Source organism: Promicromonospora kroppenstedtii DSM 19349 (genome assembly GCF_000515355.1).
GTDB classification, from domain to species: Bacteria; Actinomycetota; Actinomycetes; order Actinomycetales; family Cellulomonadaceae; genus Promicromonospora; species Promicromonospora kroppenstedtii.
Genome location: NZ_KI911707.1, coordinates 4909 through 21089, shown reverse-complemented (window position 1 = coordinate 21089; position 16181 = coordinate 4909). Strand labels below are relative to the sequence as shown.

The 16181-nt window shown below is 71.4% G+C and carries 15 protein-coding genes; 10 read left to right on the top strand and 5 right to left on the bottom strand.

Annotated elements, in window-relative coordinates:
• Positions 1–222 precede the first annotated feature (222 nt).
• From PROKR_RS18955 to PROKR_RS18945, 3 genes are all read left to right on the top strand, one after another.
• Complete coding sequence (locus PROKR_RS18955) at positions 223–792, top strand: CGNR zinc finger domain-containing protein (protein WP_036965737.1); 570 nt, start codon at positions 223–225, stop codon at positions 790–792.
• Positions 793–1028: 236 nt separating this feature from the next.
• On the top strand, positions 1029–2006 hold the full coding sequence (locus PROKR_RS18950; protein WP_157602256.1) for a GIY-YIG nuclease family protein: 978 nt from the start codon (positions 1029–1031) through the stop codon (positions 2004–2006).
• 83 nt (positions 2007–2089) lie between these two features.
• Complete coding sequence (locus PROKR_RS18945; protein ID WP_036965734.1) at positions 2090–2665, top strand: STM3941 family protein; 576 nt, start codon at positions 2090–2092, stop codon at positions 2663–2665.
• A gap of 9 nt (positions 2666–2674) precedes the next feature.
• Here the strand turns inward: PROKR_RS18945 and PROKR_RS18940 are convergent, their stop codons facing one another.
• Complete coding sequence (locus tag PROKR_RS18940; RefSeq protein WP_036965732.1) at positions 2675–3958, bottom strand: exonuclease domain-containing protein; 1284 nt, start codon at positions 3956–3958, stop codon at positions 2675–2677.
• 134 nt (positions 3959–4092) lie between these two features.
• Here PROKR_RS18940 and PROKR_RS18935 point away from each other — a divergent pair, with 134 nt between their 5' ends.
• Both PROKR_RS18935 and PROKR_RS18930 read left to right on the top strand, forming a co-directional pair.
• Entirely contained in the window at positions 4093–4959 is an 867-nt protein-coding gene (locus PROKR_RS18935) for a phosphotransferase family protein (RefSeq protein WP_036965730.1), read from the top strand.
• A 79-nt stretch (positions 4960–5038) separates the two neighbouring features.
• On the top strand, positions 5039–5272 hold the full coding sequence (locus PROKR_RS18930; protein ID WP_036965728.1) for a glycine zipper domain-containing protein: 234 nt from the start codon (positions 5039–5041) through the stop codon (positions 5270–5272).
• A 16-nt stretch (positions 5273–5288) separates the two neighbouring features.
• On the opposite strand, the gene PROKR_RS18925 is transcribed toward PROKR_RS18930, so the two are convergent.
• Complete coding sequence (locus PROKR_RS18925; protein WP_036965726.1) at positions 5289–6638, bottom strand: ABC transporter substrate-binding protein; 1350 nt, start codon at positions 6636–6638, stop codon at positions 5289–5291.
• Between the two features lie 376 nt (positions 6639–7014).
• Between PROKR_RS18925 and PROKR_RS18920 the strand changes: the two genes are divergently transcribed.
• From PROKR_RS18920 to PROKR_RS18910, 3 genes are read left to right on the top strand one after another with little or no spacing between them, the layout of a single operon-like run.
• Positions 7015–8154, top strand: a complete 1140-nt coding sequence (locus PROKR_RS18920; protein ID WP_036965724.1) for an ABC transporter permease — start codon at positions 7015–7017, stop codon at positions 8152–8154.
• A complete protein-coding gene (locus PROKR_RS18915) occupies positions 8151–8864 on the top strand; it encodes an ABC transporter ATP-binding protein (RefSeq protein ID WP_051433142.1) in 714 nt (237 codons plus the stop codon). The genes PROKR_RS18920 and PROKR_RS18915 overlap by 4 nt, the downstream gene beginning before the upstream one ends.
• 55 nt (positions 8865–8919) lie before the next feature.
• Complete coding sequence (locus tag PROKR_RS18910; protein ID WP_036965722.1) at positions 8920–9519, top strand: TetR/AcrR family transcriptional regulator; 600 nt, start codon at positions 8920–8922, stop codon at positions 9517–9519.
• Here PROKR_RS18910 and PROKR_RS18905 read toward each other — a convergent pair.
• Positions 9512–9841, bottom strand: coding sequence for an ArsR/SmtB family transcription factor (locus tag PROKR_RS18905; RefSeq protein ID WP_036965720.1), 330 nt, complete (start codon positions 9839–9841; stop codon positions 9512–9514). The two genes, PROKR_RS18910 and PROKR_RS18905, sit on opposite strands and share 8 nt — an antisense overlap.
• A gap of 179 nt (positions 9842–10020) precedes the next feature.
• On the opposite strand from PROKR_RS18905, the gene PROKR_RS18900 reads away from it, so the two are divergent.
• The gene (locus PROKR_RS18900) at positions 10021–10797 is read left to right on the top strand and encodes an SDR family NAD(P)-dependent oxidoreductase (RefSeq protein ID WP_036965718.1); all 777 of its coding nucleotides are present in this window, start codon (positions 10021–10023) and stop codon (positions 10795–10797) included.
• Positions 10798–11070: 273 nt separating this feature from the next.
• Positions 11071–11322, top strand: coding sequence for a helix-turn-helix domain-containing protein (locus tag PROKR_RS37485; RefSeq protein ID WP_036965716.1), 252 nt, complete (start codon positions 11071–11073; stop codon positions 11320–11322).
• A gap of 7 nt (positions 11323–11329) precedes the next feature.
• Here PROKR_RS37485 and PROKR_RS18890 read toward each other — a convergent pair whose 3' ends face one another.
• Both PROKR_RS18890 and metH read right to left on the bottom strand, forming a co-directional pair.
• Positions 11330–12253: an alpha/beta fold hydrolase gene (locus PROKR_RS18890; RefSeq protein WP_036965714.1), complete on the bottom strand. Its 924-nt coding sequence runs from the start codon at positions 12251–12253 to the stop codon at positions 11330–11332.
• A 124-nt stretch (positions 12254–12377) separates the two neighbouring features.
• Positions 12378–15932, bottom strand: a complete 3555-nt coding sequence (gene metH / locus PROKR_RS18885; RefSeq protein WP_245605886.1) for a methionine synthase — start codon at positions 15930–15932, stop codon at positions 12378–12380.
• Positions 15933–16181: the final 249 nt, after the last annotated feature.

Here is a 16181-nt window from a genome sequence, read left to right as displayed (position 1 = left end):
CGCGGAGCCGCGGACCGTCTCGGCCTCCGGCAGCCGCGCCGCGGCCAGCCGGGCGCGCAGGTCGTCGAGGTCGGCGTCGTTCGCGTGCGCCTCGAACCGCCGCACGTCGCTGGGCTGGCTGGTCATGGGACCTCCTCGTCGGGGGTGCCGGCGTTCGGGAGAACCGGCTAAGACGGTTCTAGCAGTGCTCTTCAGTGCAGCGGAACCGGCTAAGGTGGTTCCATGACCGCTCGGTTCCCGGACTTCCGCCTCGGCAAGGTGCTCGCGACGAGCTTCACGGGCACGCTGTCGGAGCGGCACGGCGATCCCGTGGAGCGCATCCCGACGCCGGCCCGGCTCGTCGACTGGCTGGCGGTGAGCGGCCTCGCCGTGGAGTCGGCCACCGCGAGCCAGCTGGAGCGCGCGCGGGAGCTGCGGGAGGCGATCCACGAGGCGGCGACGGCGGGGGCGGGGCAGGAGGCGCTTCCTGCTGCGGCCGTTCGGGTCATCAACGACTTCAGTGTCCGGGGCCGTGCTTCCGCTGTCCTCGGCCCTGAGGGCGATCGGGAATGGCGGCTCTCCGCGACGTCGGCCGTCGACGACGCGCTGGGCGTCATCGCCGCCGATGCGATCGGTATCCTCGCCGGGGAGCGGGACGGCAAGCTGGCCCTGTGCGCCTCGCCGACGTGTCAGGCGGCGTTCTTCGACACCAGCCAGAGTCGGTCGCGCCGGTGGTGCGACATGGGCACGTGCGGGAACAAGGAGAAGAAGGCCCGGTTCCTCGCGAACCAGCGGAAGGGCTCGGGGGCGTAGGCCCACTTGCCCTTGCGCTCACATCCTGTACGTGAGTTCACGACCAACGATCGAGGTCTTACCGCATGCCTGTGAAGCGTGCCGGTTCACCCGGGTGAAGGATGCGCACATCCCCTCGACGAGCCTGGACTGGCTTGAGCACTATGTGACCTCCAGCCGGTCAACCCGCGCATCATGCGGGGCGTCGGCGCGATCGTTGCACCTACGGTGCGCCGCTGATTCGTAGGGAGAACCTCTTGGCTTCGCTCGGGCGTTTTGATGTGTCGTGGGAGTCGCATTCGAGCAAGAGTCTCTTGGACGTCATCGGCCCGCGGGACCGGCGGGGTATCTACCGGCTGCGGTTCGCGAATGGCGAGGCCTATGTCGGACAAGCCGTCGACGTGGTGCGTCGGTTCGAACAGCACATGCAGCGCTGGGGCGACATCATCGGCGTGGATTTCCGGGCGGAGAAGGGGGACCTGTCCAAGGCGGAGGTCGACACGGTCCGGTATTTCGAGGGGCCGGGTTACCTGAGGAACTCGCTCCTGACGATCCATCGTCTGGGTACCTACGCGCTTGACGCGCTGGTGCCACGATCAGTTCAGGACAGCTGGCTCTCGGGGGAGGGCGCCGAACCAGTTGCGGTCGAGCGCGGTGGGGACACGAGTGCGCGTTCGACGACGCGGTTCGACCGTCTTCGTGAACATCGCGACTATGGGGAGATCGTGGACCTGCTGGCCTCATACGTCGGAACATCGCTCTTGTGGCCTCGCACCACGGAACAGCGATTCTGGTTCGTCCAGGCGATGCCGAACAAGAGGGCGAACGAGGCTTGGCGGCCGCTGGCTGCGGTCTATTGCCACGCGGTGAACGTCTTCGGCGTCTATGAGGCGCCGACCAGGAACGGGGCAGGGCTTGTGGCGCAGGTGCTTGTCGCCGAACCACGGATGACAGGATTTCGGGAACGCCTGACTTCACTGAGACACACCATCAGGGGCGCTGGTGTCCAGGATTCTGTTTCCGGCTTGGGGCTGATCGAGGAGTTGACCTTCAAGAAGCGGTCAGATCTCGTGGCGTATATGAAAGAGCCGGTGCTGCTCCGTGCAGCGCGCGAGCTTCCGCTAGCTCGAATGCGTGTGGGTGCCGTTAAAGGCGACCGGCACTCCGTGCATCTTGCGACAGACATCTTCGCGGCGCTGGAGGCACGGGAGGCGGTGGAGGGCCTGTTGACCTGAGCCGTCATCTTCGTGCCGGAATTTCCGGGTGAAGTCCATGCCCTGCTCGGCCATTCGCGTTGCCGGGCCGCTATCGTTCCGCCGTGACTGACGCCGTGCAGTTCAAGGTCTCGCGAGCCCGCATCCTGCTGATGGGGCTGGTGCTCGGCCCCCTCATGACCACGGCCGGGGTCCTGCTGCTCCTCGCCGCGCTCTTCCCGGACGCGCTGCCGCTGCTGACCCCGATGTCGCCTTTCCTGTGGTTCCTGTACCTGGTCGCGGGTGTGGCCGGCACTACGTTCTTTGGCTACTGCACTGTGCTGTGGCTGACCTTCCTGCTGAAGCCCACTGCCGGGCTCGTCATCGATGCCGAAGGGTTCACCGACACCTCAAGCGCCCTCGCCAGCGGGAGGACGACCTGGGACCAGGTGCTCGGCTGGCATCTCCACCGCGTCCAGCAGCAGACCAACCTGTGTGTGGTGGTGCAGGACCCGGCGGTCGTGCTCGCGCGCTTGGGGCCGGTCGCGCGATTCCTGTCCCGCGGCAACATCAAGCTCATCGGGACCCCGGTGTGTATCGGGCTGAACAGCCTCCGAGGCCGGAACGAGCTTGTCGTCGAGGCGTTCCAGCAGCACCACGACCAGTGGCTGCGCCAGAACGCCGGCACCCCGGAGGCGTAAGGAAGCGCCCTACCGCGTCGCACTTCCCACGGCTGTAAGCGCGGAACGCGCGACGTCGTCGAGGATGCGGACGAACCCGGCCTCGCCGACCACGGTGATGCCGTAGGACTCGGCCTTGCGGGCCTTGCCGGACATCGAGTCCGGGTCGGCCGCGACGACCAGGCGGACCTTCCTGGTGACGGTCGGGTGCGGGACGAGTCCGGCCGCCCTGGCCCGGCGCTCCCACACGTCCCGCGGCTCGTCCATCGCCCCGGTGAAGACGACCAGGTCGCCGGGGCCAAGGGTGAAGCGGCCCGGTCGCTGGTCGGCGACGGACGCACCGCCGGTGTCCCGGCTCGCGATCCCCGGGGACTCGAGGATGCGCCGGGCGTCCGCCTCGGGAACGCCGAGCATGCCGGCCACGGCCAGGAAATCGGTCACCTCGGTCGGCCGCGGCCCGCCGTCTGCCCAGGCCACTGCGGCGAGCCCGGCGAGGTACTCGCGGTGCAGGGCCTCGGCGTCCGCCCGCCCGATCCCGACTCGGGCGCAGAACCCGGCGAGCTGGTCGTGCTCGCGGGCCGAGATGTGCCGGTCCAGCAACGCTCGGTCGACCAGCCCGAGGTACTCCTCCTTCTCCCACGTGGGGACAGGCGCGGTGCGGGCCGCGGCGAGCCGCGCCAGGAAGTGGGTGTCACGCTCGGTCGCGACGCCACGTCGGACGGGCGCGGCGGCGGTGACGGGGATCAGCGGCCAGGGTGTGGTCGCGGCGAGCTCGACGACGTCGTCCCAGTCGGGGACGACGTTGCGGGCACCGCCGGCCAGGTAGACGCGCAGGAGCTCGGCCGCGGCACGGGCGTCCGAGAGGGCCTCGTGCGCGGAGTCGAGCGTGATGCCGTGGTGATAGCACGCGCCGGCCAGGGAACGCGGGGCGGTCGGGAAGAGCTGCGCACCGGTGCGCATCGTGCACAGGGTGGTGGGCGCGATGAGCGGGACGTCGTACCCGATCTCGGCGAACGCGTGCCAGACGAACCGGCGGTCGAACTGGGCGTTGTGCGCCACGAACGTGCGTCCGCGCAGCAGGTCGGCGACGTCGCCGGCGATGTCGCCGAACGCCGGCGCGTAGCGCGCGTCGGCACCGCTGATCCCGTGGATCTGCTGCGGTCCGAGGTCGCGTCCCGGGTTGACGAGCGTGGTCCAGGTGCGCTCGACCTGGCCGTCGGGGTCGACGTGGACGATCGCTATCTCCGCGATCCGGTCGCTCCCGCCGGGGAACAACCCCGTCGTCTCCACGTCCACGACGGCGTACCCGGTCAATGTGACTCCTCTCGCGGCGGCGTGCGGAACCGGGTAATCCTCGCAGCCGACCTGGCGTCGTGCCGCACGGCCGGCCGGCGAACCAGGGTCGGGGCCATCGAAATCAGCTTGCCCGCCCGTGCCACGATGCGACGGTGGAGAACACCGAGGTCACACGGGCCATCGCGGCAGCGACCTCCGTCGCCGCATCCCTCGACCTGGCGGCCGCCGACGCCGTCGTGCTGCACGACTCGAACAAGCTGGCGCTGCGGCTGACGCCGTGCGACGTCTTCGCCCGCGTCGCCCCGCTGGGCCAGGAGGTCGCGCAGTTCGAGGTCGAACTCGCCCAGCTGCTCGCCGCGGCCGGCGCGCCGGTGGGCCACCTGGAACCTCGCGTGGACCCGCGGGTGTACGTGCGCGACGGCTTCGCCGTGACCCTGTGGACCTACTACCCGCCCGTGACGCCCGGGCCGTCACCTGCCGACGTCGCCAAGGCGCTGAAGCGGTTGCACGACGGCATGCGCACCGTCGACCTGCCCAGCCCGCGCTTCACGGACCGGATCACGGAGGCGCAGGAGATCGTCGCCGACCCGGACCGCTCGCCTGCGCTCGCAGACACCGACCGGGCGTTCCTCGGCCGCAGGCTGGCAGGCCTGCGACGAGCGATCGAAGACCGCGGCGCCGTCGAGCAGCTGCTCCACGGCGAGCCACACCCGGGCAACGTGCTCGGCACCGAGAACGGCCCGCTGTTCATCGACCTCGAGACCTGCTGCCGCGGGCCGGTCGAGTTCGACCTCGCCCACGTTCCGGAGGCGGTCTGCGTGCACTACCCGGGCGCCGACCAGGAGCTGCTCGACGACTGCCGGCAGCTCGTCCTCGCGATGGTCGCCGCCTGGCGCTGGGACGTCGACGACCAGTTCCCGCGGGGGAGGGCCTTCGGGGAGGAGCTCCTGCGCGTGCTGCGCGCGGGCGCCCCGTGGCCGACGCTCGACACGGTGGTCAGGCGGGTGGACGGGCTGTAGGCCTCCAGGGGGACGGTCCGGCGCAAGATCAGACCTCGGGGGGAGGACTCGGGCGCATCCAACTGCCTACGTTGGGCACATGGCACCCACCGGACCGGACGACCAGGGCGGGGACGACGCCGGAACGACCACAGGCTGGAGCTGGGGCGCCGGTGTCGCCGTCGGCCTGTGCATCGGGGTGGCGCTCGGCATCACGCTGGACAACCTCGCGGTCGGCATTGCGCTCGGTGTGGCGTTCTTCCCGGTGTTCGCGATGGTGCGGGGCACCTCCGCTGCTGAGGACGAGACGCTCGGCGACAACGAGAAGTCGTAGGGGCCTGACGGCGCGCTCACGGGCCGGAGACGGTGAAGCCCTGCTCGTTGCCGTACTTCACGATCGAGTCCTGCCAGTCGGTGAGACTGTCCGCGAGCGTCGTCGAGCCCGTGTAGGCCTGGCCGACGGTGTCGGGGAACACGCTGTTCGCGTAGACCTGGTACGGCAGGTACTGCCAGCCGGGAACGACGCTGGTCGCGGACGCGGAGAGCACCTCGTTGATCCGTTGCCCGCCGAAGTACCTCGGCTCCTTGGCCAGGAACTCGGGGCTCGTGAGGTCCGCCGTCGTCGCCGGGAAGTTGCCGTGGTCGAGCCGGACCTGCACCCCCTCGCCGGCGTTCGCGTACTGGAGGAACCCGTAGGCCAGCGCCTTCTGGGTGCTGGCCTCGGTCACCGACAGCGCGGAGCCGCCGTTCTCCGCGGTCGCGGCCGCGCCCTTCGTCCACTGCGGCATGGGCGCCACCCGCCAGTCCCCGGACGCCCCCGGCGCACCGGACGCGAGGTTAGCGGGCATCCACGCTCCCGTCACCAGCGCGGCGATCGTCCCGTCGCCGAGCCGCTGGAACCACTCGTCCGACCACTCAGGCACCTTCGTCACGAGGTCGTCGTCCAGGAGCTGCTGCCACATGCCGGCGAACCTGGTGGAGCCCTCGTCGGTCAGGTCGACGCGCACCGTGGTCCCGTCGACGGTGTACGGCGTCCCACCCGCCTGCCAGATCATCGAGGTCGCGAACCCGGCGTTGCCGTCGTCCGCGACGAGGTAGGTGTCGCTGTCGTACGCGTGGATCTTCCGGGCGGTCTCGACGAACTCGTCCCACGTCGCCGGTACCTGGGCCCCGGCCGCCTCGAAGGTCCGCGCGTTGTAGAACAGCGCCATCGGGCCGGAGTCGATCGGCAGGCCGTACACGGCGCCGTCGTCGGTCACGGCCTCCCAGGTCCCGGGGGAGTAGGTGCCGTCCAGGTCCCGCGCGCCCAGCGGCGCGAGGTCCGCGAGCGACCCCGCGATGGAGAACTGTGGCAGGGCGTAGTACTCGACCTGCGCGACGTCGGGCACGCCCGAGCCCGCGCGGATCGCGTTCTGCAGCACGACGTAGTGGTCGTTGCCCGTGCCGACGTTCGCCAGCTCGACGTCCACGTTCGGGTACTCGGCCTCGAAGTCCTCCACGACGTGCTCCAGCGTGGGTTCCCAGGCCCAGACCAGCAGGTCGCCGCCCTCCTGGAGCGCCGCGGAGACGTCGTCCGGGGACAGGTCGGCCGCCGCGCCCGTGGTGGGCGAGGTCCCGCACCCGGCCAGGACCGCCGCTGCGACGCCCGTCACGGCGAGCAGCGTGCCGGTACGGCGGGGGAAGCCGGTGTCTCGTGCCACAGGAACTCCGTTTCGGGTCGGCGTCTGCGTCGACCTCTGCCGGGCAGGCACCCGTACCGTAGCGCCACCGCGCCGGATCCCGGCGGCGGCACGTACGGCGGATCCCCGTTGTGCGCGGACGCAGAGTCCGTCACCGAGGCGCTCGCGATGGAGCGGTACCTGGTCGCGCGCGGCTGCTGGACGCGCACGTCGACGCGGAATACACGACGGCCTTCGTCACGAATGACCACCACGTGCTCCGGGCGGGAAGGATCGCCGAGGGCGCGGGCGTGGCGATCGCGAAGCTCGCGCTGACGGGGCGGTGAAGTTGTCGACACACCGTTGGTAAAGTTGCCAACGGTGTGTCGGCAACCCGTGCCGACCCGAAAGGAGAGCCATGTTCCTGGCCCTGCGCGAGCTGTCGTTCGCGCGTGCACGATTCGGCCTGATGGGAGGTGTCGTCGCGCTCATCGCGGTCCTGGTGGTCATGTTGTCCGGCCTGTCTTCCGGTCTGGTCAATGACGGTGTGTCCGGGCTCAAGAAGTTGCCCGTCACGGACTTCGCCTTCGGTGAGGGCACGGCGATCGACTCCGCGTTCTCGCGCAGCACGGTGGACCGTGACCAGCTCGAGCGGTGGTCGGCCCAGGACGGCGTGGCGGACGCTGCGCTGTTCGGCAACCAGCTCGTCAATGCGGAGGGTCCGCACGGCGAGCCCGTGGACCTGGCGCTGTTCGGCGTGGAGCCGGACTCCTTCGTCGCCCCCACCGCGAGCTCGGTCGTCGACGGCGGCACCCTCGACCGCCCTGACCAGATCGTCGTCAGCGAGACGGTCGCCGACCTCGGCCTGGGTGTCGGTGACACCGTGACGATCGAGCGGCTCGGCACGGAGCTCACGATCGCCGGGGTCCTCGACGGCCAGCACACCTTCGGGCACGTGGACGTGGCCTACGTGCCGCTGGCCACCTGGCAGGAGATCCACGCGGGCGTCCCCACGGGCGAGCGGGCCCGGCCCGAGGTCTACGACGAGGCCACGGCGATCGCGCTGACGGCCGGGCCGGACGTCCGGATCGACGCCGCCGCAGGCGACACCGCCGCCACCACCACGACGGTCAGCCTGACCGAGTCCTTCGACGGCTCGCCGGGTTACGCGGCCGAGACGCTGACGCTGGAGCTCATCCAGGTGTTCCTGTACGCGATCTCCGCACTGGTGGTGGGTGCGTTCTTCATGGTCTGGACCATCCAGCGCAAGCACGAGATCGCCGTCGCCCGGGCCATGGGCGCGTCGAACGGATACCTGGTCGGGGACGCTCTGGCCCAGGCCGCCGTCGTGCTGGTGGTCTCGACCGCCGTCGGTATCGGCGCCGGGACCGGGCTCGGGGCGCTGCTGTCGTCCACCCCGATGCCGTTCGAGCTCGAGGCCGGGCCGCTCGCCGTCGCCGCGGCACTGCTGGTCGGTCTCGGCCTGGCCGGGGCTGCCGCGTCGGTGGGCCGCATCGCCCGGGTCGACCCCCTGACCGCTCTCGGAGGACAACGATGACGCACGCCACCGAACAGCTCGTGCCGCCCGCGCCGCTCCGTGCGCGGGGGCTACGCCTTGCCGGGGTCTCCCTGACTCTGGGCGACGGCGACTCGACGGTCGTCGCGCTCGACGACGTGACCCTCACCGTGCCGCCGGGGGAGCTGCTTGCCGTCCTCGGGCCGTCCGGTTCCGGCAAGTCGAGCCTGCTTGCCGTCGCTGGCGCGCTCATCGCGCCCAGCTCCGGTGCCGTCCACCTCGACGGGGTGGACGTCACGGGCCTCAAGCCCGCACGTCAGGCGGCGCTGCGCCGCGAGCGGATCGGCTTCGTCTTCCAGTCCGGGAATCTCCTGCCCGCGCTCACCGCCGTCGACCAGCTCCGGTTCGCCCTGCACGTCGCCGGGATGCGCGGCACGCCGGACAGGGACCCTCGGGCGCTCCTGGAGCAGGTCGGCATGGGGCACAAGGCGGACCGGCGCCCGCACGAGCTGTCGGGCGGTGAGCGCCAGCGCGTGGGGATCGCGCGGGCCCTGGTCACCGCCCCTGCCTTGCTCCTGGTCGACGAGCCGACGGCGGCGCTGGACCGTGCGCGCAGTCACGAGGTGGTCGAGCTGCTCGCCGCCGAGACGCACGACCACGGCGTCGCGACCGTCATGGTCACGCACGACCACGACGTGCTCGAGCACTGCGACCGCACCGTCGAGATGGAAGATGGGAGACTGGGCGCCTGAACTCGTGCTCTCGGGTCCCGGTCCGGGGCCCGAGAGCCTGTCGCGAAGGAGAGCCGTGCCGCGGATCAGCGCCCCCACCGTCGCCCTGCACCGCTCTGCGCAGCAGCGCGCACTGCTCGACGCGGCGAGGTCGCTCCTGGCCGAGACCGGCCGCCCGCCGACGTTCGCGGCCCTCGCCGAGCGAGCCGGTCTCGCCCGGCCCAGCGTCTATCAGTACTTCCGTTCCGCCGAGGACCTCCTGCGGGCCATGGTGGAGGACGTCTTCCCCCGGTGGTCAGCCACGGTGTCGCGGGAGATGGACAGGGCGCCCGACGACGCGACACGCGTCCTCGCCTACATCCGCGCCAACCTCGAGCTCGTCGCGGAGGGCGAGCACGCTCTGGCCACGGCGCTGGCGAGCGCCGGTCCCGCCGGCGCTGTCGCGGAGAGCACCCGAGCGATGCACGACGAGCTGCTCCAGCCCTTGGCCGACACGCTGCGCAGCCTCGGTGTGCACGACGTGGCGCGCAGTGCCGAGCTCGTCAACGCCGTGGTGAACTCCGGGTCCCGGATGATCGAGTCCGGGGCGGCCCTCGACCAGGTCTGGGCCAGTGTCGAGGAGATGGTGGCCCCGTTCGTCCACCGGCTGGTGCAGCAGGGAGCCCGGTCTACCTGAGGCCCACCGGTGCGGCCTCGGCCGGGGCCGCCTGCAGGATCGAGGCAAGCAGTCCCGGAAAGCGGCTCTCGAGCTCGACCGTGCGGAGACGCACGTAGCAGCGCGTCCCCTCCTCACGGGTCCGCGTCAGCCCGGCCTGGCGGAGTGTCTTCATGTGGTGACTCAACGTCGACTTGGACACCGGCACGTCCAGGTCGCCCCACTGGCGCTCCTCGCCGTCGGCCAAGAGGCAGGCGACGCCGAGGCGCAACGGGTCCGCCAGGGCGGACAGCACCCTCGTGAGCGAGATGTCGCTGACGTCAGGATGGTCGGCGCTCCGCATGGCCTCATGATACGTCGTTCGATGTTCGGGAAACATCGAACAGTGCGCCGCGGCCGGCGCGCGGCGGGTGCCGGGTCCATGGTTGCTCCCCTGCTCAGGCCCCCGTGGTAACTTGTTCGATGTTCGTCAACCATCGAACATCGGCCTTGCTGCCGAACCACCCCGAACGAGGAGCAGCGTTGACAGGTCAGCCGAAGGCCCACTCCGACGAGACTCTCACCGGCAAGGTCGTGATCGTCACGGGCGCCGGGTCCGGCATCGGCCGGGCGACCGCCCGCGCCTTCTCCCGCGCCGGAGCGCACGTGCTCGGCGCCGGGCGCCGCGCTCATGCCCTCGAGGAGACCGCCGCCGGGCACCCCGGCATCGCCACGCTCTCGGCGGACCTGCGCGCACCGGGCGCTCCCCAGGACGTCATCGACGCGACGATCGACCGATGGGGCCGCCTGGACGCGCTCGTCAACAACGCCGGGGCCTTCGCGCCGATGCCGCTCGCCGAGACCACCGCGGACGGTATCGACGAGCTGTTCAGCATCAACGTCACCGCGCCGAGCCTGCTCACCCACGCCGCTCTGCCCCACCTGCTCCGATCCAAGGGCTCGATAGTGAACATCTCCAGCACCTACGGCCACCGCCCGCTGCCCGGGGCGGCCCACTACGCCGCGGCGAAGGGCGCCGTCGAGCAGCTCACGCGGAGCTGGGCGCTGGAGCTCGCCTCCGCGGGCGTCCGTGTCAACGCGGTAGCGCCCGGCCCCACCGAGAGCGAGGCCCTCGCCGCAGCAGGGCTGTCCGACGCCACGGTCAAGGAGGTCAAGCGCGACGAGGCCGCCCGCATCCCGCTCGGGCGGCGTGGTGAGCCCGACGAGGTTGCCTCATGGGTGGTGCGGCTCGCCGACCCGGCCACCACCTGGCTCACCGGCCAGGTCCTCGCGGTCGATGGCGGCCTGCACCTCACCTGATCACCTACCTCGGTCCACCCGCGTCGACCGCCGCAGCCGTGGCCTGCACCGGTACGTCGGCCGGTCCGTCAGTTGAGCGATTGCTGGTGACACTCGACCGACGGCTCGGCCGTGGCCGTCCGCACGTGCCGCGTCAGCAGACGCTCCAGCGCACGAAGCCGAGCGAGCCGGCCCCGAAGCCCACGCCGACGCCGAAGCCCTCGCCGAAGCCCACGGAGCCGTCGCCGAAGCCGACGCCCACCCCGACGCCGCCCTCGAGTCCGCACGGTCGGCGTGCGAGTACAGGAGAGCAGGATCGCTCACCTCGCCGGCGACGGCCTCACCAACCGTGAGATCGGCGCGCAGCTGTTCCTCAGCCCGCACACCGTCGAATGGCATCTCAGGAAGGTCTTCGCGAAGACCGGTGTTCTCCTCAAGGAGACAGCTGGGTGCGGCGCAGATCAGTGCGTCGCGCGGACCACGGTGGTGACGGTCCGCGTGACCGGCATCGCCGCGGTCCTGGCCGCCGGTATACCGGCCTCCTAGGCGACCGCTACGCGTCCGGCATCCGGTCGTGCCCGTCCGCCAGCCGGAACACGTCGCGCACTGCCTGGACGAACGCGTCCGGCGCCTCCTGCGGGAGGTTGTGTCCGGCGTCCGGTACCTCGCGGTGCAGGCGGGGACCGGTGAAGCGGCCGGCGTCGGGCACCTCGTCGGTCACCGGAAAGTTGCCGTCGGCGAGGCCGGCCAGCGTCACCGTCGGTACCCCGATCGGCGGCAGCGGCGCGAGGGCGTACTCGAAGGCGTCGTACTCCGGTGCGCCCGGCGCCTCACCCAGCCGGTGCCGGTAGGAATGCAGCACGACGTCGACGTAGTCGGGGTTGTCGAACGCGGCCGCGGCCCGGTCGAGCGTCGCCTGGCCGAAGTCCCACGCCGGCGAGTTACGACGCCAGATCACCTCGGCGATCTCCCGCCGGTTCGCCGCCAGGCCGGCCCGTCCGCGCTCGGTGAGGAAGTAGTAGAAGTACCAGAAGCCGGCTTCGAGGTCGGGACGGATGGGTTTCGCCGACGCGGCGATGTCCTGGATGAGGTAGCCGTTGACGCTGACTAGCCCGGTGACCCGCTCGGGCCGCAGCGCCGCGACCACGCAGGCGGCGCGGCCACCCCAGTCGTAGCCGGCGAGCACGGCCTGCGGGATGTCGAGGGCGTCGAGCAGGCCGAGGACGTCCGCGCCGAGCGCTGCCTGCTGGCCGGAGCGTGGTGTCCAGTCGTCGCGGAACCGTGTCGGGCCGTGGCCGCGGAGATGGGGCACGACGACCCGGTAGCCGCGCGCCGCCAGCCGGGGCGCGACGTCGACGTAGCTGTGGACGTCGTAGGGAAATCCGTGCAGCAGCACCACTGCAGGGCCGGTGGCCGGCCCGTACTCGGCGTACGCGATGTCGAGGACGTCGGTCAAGGCATGCTGGATCGGGGTCATCGGGGTACCTCTCGTCTCGCGCGCCGCGGCGCGGCGCCGTCGTCTCCGGATCGACCACGTACGTCGTCGGTTCGTGACGCCCCACGCCCGCTCGCGCACCGGGCCGGGCCGAGCACCCCGGAAGTCACACCGAGAAGTACTTCGCCTCCGGGTGGTGGAACACGAAGGCGTCGGTGGACTGCTCCGGGTGCAGCTGCAGCTCGTCCGACAGCGTGACCCCCACGCGCTCCGGCCGCAGCAGCTCCACGACCTTGTGCCGGTCCTCCATGTCGGGGCACGCGGGGTACCCGAGCGACATCCGCGCCCCGCGGTACTCCAGCTTGAACATCCCCTCCATGGTCGAGGGCTCCTCGGCGGCGAACCCCAGCTCCGCCCGCACCCGCGCGTGCCAGAACTCCGCCAGCGCCTCCGTGAGCTGCACCGACAGTCCGTGCAGCTCCATGTACTCGCGGTACTTGTTGGCTTCAAAAAGGCGAGCGGTGTGCGCCGAGACCGTGTCGCCCACCGTCACGAGCTGCACCGGCAGCACGTCGAACCGACCGGTCTCCTCGACCCACGAGCGCGGCCGCACGAAGTCCGCGAGGCACAGGTGCCGGTCGCGCCGCTGCCGCGGGAAGTGGAACCGCAGCCGTTCGGTCCCGACGGGACCCCCGGAGCCGCCGTCGGGCGCCCCGGTGCCCGCGAGGTCGCCGTGGTGCGCGACCACGACGTCGTCGCCCTCCGACCACACCGGGAAGTACCCGTAGACCACGGTCGGGTCCATGATCTGGTCGGTGCGGATACGGTCCAGCCACTCCGCCAGGCGCGGCCGGCCCTCGGTCTCGACCAGCTCCTCGTAAGAAGCGCCGGCCGGACCAGAACCGGAGGCGCGGCCCGGCTTGAGGCCCCACTGGCCCATGAACGTCGCCCGCTCGTCCAGGAACGCGGCGTACTCGGAGAGCTGCACGCCCTTGACGATCCGCGTGCCCCAGAACGGCGGGTCCGGCACGAGGTTGTCGGTCGCGACGTCGGACCGGGCGGGCAGGTCCTCCTCAGCCGTCTGCGTCACAGTGACGACGTTGTGCCGCCGCTTGCGCAGGGCGGGCAGTCCGACGTCGTCGGGTGAGGCGCCGCGCGCGACCCGCACCAGGGGCTCCATGAGCCGCAGCCCCTCGAACGCGTCCTTCGCATAGCGCACCGTGCCGGGGAAGGCGCCGGCGAGATCGTCCTCGACGTACGTGCGGGTCAGCGCGGCCCCGCCCAGCAGCACCGGCCAGCGCTTCTCGTACCCGCGCGAGGCCAGCTCCTCCAGGTTCTCCTTCATCACCACGGTCGACTTCACGAGCAGCCCCGACATGCCGATGACGTCGGCGTCGTGCTCGATCGCGGCGTCGATCATGGCGCTCACCGGCTGCTTGATGCCGATGTTCACCACCGTGTAGCCGTTGTTCGTCAGGATGATGTCCACGAGGTTCTTGCCGATGTCGTGCACGTCGCCGCGCACCGTGGCCAGTACGATCGTGCCCTTCGAGCCGGAGCCCTCGACCTTCTCCATGTGGGGCTCCAGGAGCGCGACGGCGGCCTTCATCACCTCCGCCGACTGGAGCACGAACGGCAGCTGCATCTCGCCCTTGCCGAACAGGTCGCCCACCACCTTCATGCCCTCCAGGAGGTGGTCGTTGACGATGTCCAGCGCCCTCATCCCGGCGCCCAGCGCCTCCTCGATGTCGGGCTCCAGGCCCTTGCGGGCGCCGTCGATGATGCGCCGTGCCAGCCGCTCGCCCACGGGCAGAGCCAGGAGCTCCGCGGCGCGGGCGTCCCGGATCGCCCCGGCGTCCACGCCCTCGAACAGGTCCAGCAGCTTGGCGAGCGGGTCGTACGTCAGGTTCCCGTCGGCGTCCCACTCGCGCTTGTCCCACACCAGGTCCAGCGCCGTGGCCCGCTGCTCCTCCGGGATCGAGGACAGCGGCAGGATCTTCGCCGCGTGCACGATCGCCGAGTCCAGCCCGGCCTCGACCGCCTCGTGCAGGAACACCGAGTTCAGCACCGCGCGCGCCGCCGGGTTGAGGCCGAACGACACGTTCGAGACGCCGAGCGTGGTGTGCACGCCGGGGTACTTGCTGTTGATGCGCCGGATCGCCTCGATCGTCTCGATGGCGTCGCGGCGCGTCTCCTCCTGGCCCGTCGCGATGGGGAAGGTCAGGGCGTCGACGATGATGTCGTCCACCCGCATGCCCCAGGCGCCCACCAGGGTGTCGATCAGCCGGGACGCGATGGCGACCTTGCCGTCGGCGGTGCGCGCCTGCCCCTCCTCGTCGATCGTCAGGGCGACGACGGCGGCGCCGTGCTCGACGACGGCCGGCATGATCCGCCCGAACCGCGACGTCGGCCCGTCACCGTCCTCGAAGTTGACCGAGTTGACCACGCCGCGGCCGCCCAGCAGCTCCAGGCCCGCGCGGATCACGGCGGGCTCCGTGGAGTCGATCACCAGCGGCAGGGTGCTCGCCGACGCGAGCCGGGAGACGACGTCCCGCACGTCCGCGACGCCGTCGCGCCCCACGTAGTCCACGCACACGTCCAGCAGGTGCGCGCCGTCGCGCGTCTGGGCCCGGGCGATGTCGACGACGTCGTCCCAGCGGGCCTCCAGCATCGCCTCGCGGAACGCCTTCGAGCCGTTCGCGTTGGTGCGCTCGCCGATCGCGAGGAAGCTCGTCTCCTGCCGCAGGTCCGTTGCCGAGTACAGCGAGGCGACGGCGTTCTCCCGCGCCGGCTCGCGCGCCGCCACCGGCTGCCCGCCCACGGCCTCGACCACGAGCCGCATGTGCTCCGGCGTCGTGCCGCAGCAGCCGCCCACCAGACCCAGCCCGAACTCGCGCGCGAACTGCGTGTGCGCCGCCGCGAGCTCCTGCGGGGTCAGCGGGTAGGACGCGCCGTGCGGCCCCAGCACGGGCAGGCCCGCATTCGGCATGCACGCCACCGGCATCTGCGCGTGCTGCGACAGGTGCCGCAGGTGCTCGCTCATCTGCTCCGGGCCCGTCGCGCAGTTCATGCCGATCGCGTCGATGTCCAGCGCCTGGAGCGCCACCAGCGCGGCGCCGATCTCCGAGCCCATCAGCATGGTCCCGGTGGTCTCCACCGTCACCGACACGATGATCGCCACCCGCTGCCCGACCCCGCCGTCCGCCGCCGCGGCCATCGCCTGCCGGCAGCCCGTCACCGCGGCCTTGGCCTGCAGCAGGTCCTGGCTGGTCTCGATCAGCAGCGCGTCCGCGCCACCTTCGATCAGGCCCGCCGCCTGCTCCGCGAAAGTGTCGCGCAGGTGCGCGTACGTGGTGTGGCCCAGCGACGGCAGCTTGGTGCCCGGACCCATCGAGCCCAGCACCCAGCGCGGCTTGTCCGGTGTCGAGAACGCGTCGGCGCGCTCGCGCGCGATCCGGGCGCCCTCCCGGGCCAGCTCGCGGATCCGGTCGTCGATGCCGTAGTCCGACAGGTTCGACCAGTTGGCGCCGAACGTGTTCGACTCGATCGCGTCCACGCCCACCGCGAGGAACGCGTCGTGCACCCCCGCGATCAGGTCGGGCCGCGAGACCGTCAGGATCTCGTTGCAGCCCTCCAGCCCCTGGTAGTCGTCCAGGGTCGGGTTCGCCTCCTGGATCATCGTGCCCATGGCGCCGTCCGCCACGACCACGCGCGTGCGCATGGCCTCCAGCAGGGCGGCGGAGCGCTCGGCGAGCGCGGGCAGGGCGGCGGGGAGTGCGGTCACCCGGGCAGCGTAAGCCTTGGTCCCACGACGACGCCGCGCGTGCCCGGCCGTCGATACCGCGGGGGTATCGTCCCCGCATGACGACGCACGACTACCTGGCCTCCCTGTTCTCCCTGGAGGGCCGCACCGCCGTGGTGACCGGCGGCAGCTCCGGCATCGGCCGCGCCATCGCCGAGGCGCTCGCCC